The sequence below is a fragment of the Mesonia oceanica genome, from assembly GCF_902499555.1.
In the GTDB taxonomy this organism is placed as follows: Bacteria; Bacteroidota; Bacteroidia; order Flavobacteriales; family Flavobacteriaceae; genus Mesonia; species Mesonia oceanica.
Window position 1 is genome coordinate 1 of the sequence record NZ_CABVMM010000042.1, and the last position, 2241, is coordinate 2241.

Sequence of the window (2241 nt, forward strand, 5' to 3'; positions counted from 1 at the left end):
ATAATTGCAATAAATACAGGAACATTCACTATTAAATGTCCTCTTTTTATTGCTTTATCAACAGTTATTTGTTGTCTCATTCAGATTTGGGTTTAATTACCGCCAACGTGTTTGGCTATGGTTTTGTTGCGTGAAAATCCGCGAGGATTTTCCGCCATAAACCGAACCTGCCAGCCAGCGGGTAGGGATAGCAAATTTGCGAGGACTTTCCGATAGGAAAGTGAGAAGCAATGAACTATAGCCGTTGTTGGCAAATCGTTTTTTTAATCCAATTTTTTAAACTCTTTATAACTTTTAAATAGGTCTTTCCCTAAATTACTATCTTTTACTTTTTCCTGATTTTTATCAAATAATTTATGTACAATTTCATAGTTCATTTTTTCTCGTTTCCAATAATTCATATCAGATGTCAAGACAGCATTTAATAAATCTCCTTCATAAAGATGTCCTTCAGCAAGTATATTTTCTTCAAGCTTTTCTATAGCTAAAGGAATTAAATAATTTAAACTAAAACTTTGATTAATCATTAACCTTAAATCTTCTGTACTGAATTCAATCAGTTGTTTTTTATCTAATTCGCTACATTTTCTAACTAGATTGCTTATATAAGGCGGTTCAGGACTTTTTCTTTTTTCTAAATTTTCTAAAGTCTTATATTTCCAATTATTCTCGAGTTTCATAGTGCAATTCTAATTTACTAAAGTTTCTATTCCATTGCTTTATTAAAAGCATCATTTCCGAATTTTTGTTGAATTTGCTTATACATTACGTCATTATAGCAGTCATTCGGTATTCCGAGAACTCCTTTAACTTTTATAATTTCAATTCCGTATAATTTTTTAAGATTCTTTGGTAATTCTTGTCTACTTCCAAATCCGCTAAAAATATATTTTATTTTACCTTCTTTAAGTTCCTTTTCTGCAAGTGTTTTTCCTTCCTCATAAGTTTTAATTCCATTATAATTCTCCGATTCAGTTAAATCAGATTTGTTAAAGGTTCTCGTGTTTTCCTCTTTTTTATCATTTACTCGAACTACATTATTGCATCCAATTAAGGTGATAGATATAAAAAGTATTCCAATGATTAACTTTTGTATTAGATTGTTTTAAATGTTTGCCAACTTTTGGTGTATGATTAGGTGCGGTGGCCAGCACCTAATTTAGTAAACAAACACCAGATAGAAAATCCGAGAGGATTTTCGTAAGTAGGCGAGGACTAGCCATTAATTATGCACTGTGTTACCACACGTTTTTTTTATTCTATTATTTTTAATTCAGTTAACAAATGTTCATTCGAAAATCCAGAACAACTGTCGTCTTGAAAATTAATTTTTTCAGTTCCGTTGTCGAGATTATAACTAATTCCGAAATTACAAGAATTGTCAGCATTCTGCATTAAATTCAGTTTACGCTCAAACAAAGCTATTTTGTTAATAACAGATTCCGTTATTTTTATTTTTCCACGCTTTATTGTTTTACCATTTTTGTAATATTTATATTTTAAAAATCCATTTTTAGGCTTTAAAATCAGTTTGTCAGATTCAAAAGTCTGATGTCCCCAAGATGAAATTAAAACCCAACTTTCATTGTTTTTAATTGATTCTTTAATTAAAGATTTCTTATCGTAATCTTTGTATTTATTTACACAGATTTTTATTTCAGTCAATTCCTTTGCGTTTGTGAAAGTCGTGTCGATTTGCTGTACAAAAATATTTGTGTACTCGATTCTTAAAAAGTCAGAGCTATTTACGATAATCATTTTTTCATTTCCCCAGTATTTTTCAGTTTGTTCAAATTTTTGGTTGGTCAGAATTTTTGGTTTTGCTCTGTCTAGTTTAAACATAGTAAAACCATTTTCTTCATTACAATCATTGGAAAACAATTCAATTTTGTTTTGGGCAAACGAAAAGAATGTGTTTAAAACTAAAATTATCGATATGAAATGCGTTTTTCTCAAATGTGTGGTAACGTGATTGTGTATGATTATCGGTGTGTTTAAGTACCTAATTTTGCAAATAAAAACCGAACCTGCCAGCCGGCAGGCTGGTAGAAAATCCGCGAGGATTTTCGTAAGTAGTCTAGAACCAAGTAATTAATTTTATACGTCTTAAGTTTGATTCTTATTAAATTTAAACTATAAATCAGAAAGAACAAAAGAGCGGAATAAGGTTATTATATACGCAGAAGCTTTAGACTTCGTCAACATTGAAAATCCCCGCTCTTTTCTACACAGATTTCGTAC

At 30.2% G+C, this 2241-nt stretch carries 2 protein-coding genes; both read right to left on the reverse strand.

Going from position 1 to position 2241, the window contains the following annotated elements:
- Positions 1-263: 263 nt before the first annotated feature.
- On the reverse strand, positions 264-680 hold the full coding sequence (locus FVB9532_RS19190; RefSeq protein WP_150546797.1) for a contact-dependent growth inhibition system immunity protein: 417 nt from the start codon (positions 678-680) through the stop codon (positions 264-266).
- A gap of 574 nt (positions 681-1254) precedes the next feature.
- Positions 1255-1842, reverse strand: coding sequence for a hypothetical protein (locus tag FVB9532_RS19195; RefSeq protein ID WP_150546798.1), 588 nt, complete (start codon positions 1840-1842; stop codon positions 1255-1257).
- Between the last annotated feature and the right edge of the window lie 399 nt (positions 1843-2241).

What these genes read in the sequence shown, in the direction of transcription:
- FVB9532_RS19190 (WP_150546797.1), bottom strand. Translation starts at nt 680, where the DNA reads ATGAAACTCGAGAATAATTGGAAATATAAGACTTTAGAAAATTTAGAA.
- FVB9532_RS19195 (WP_150546798.1), bottom strand. Translation starts at nt 1,842, where the DNA reads ATGTTTAAACTAGACAGAGCAAAACCAAAAATTCTGACCAACCAAAAA.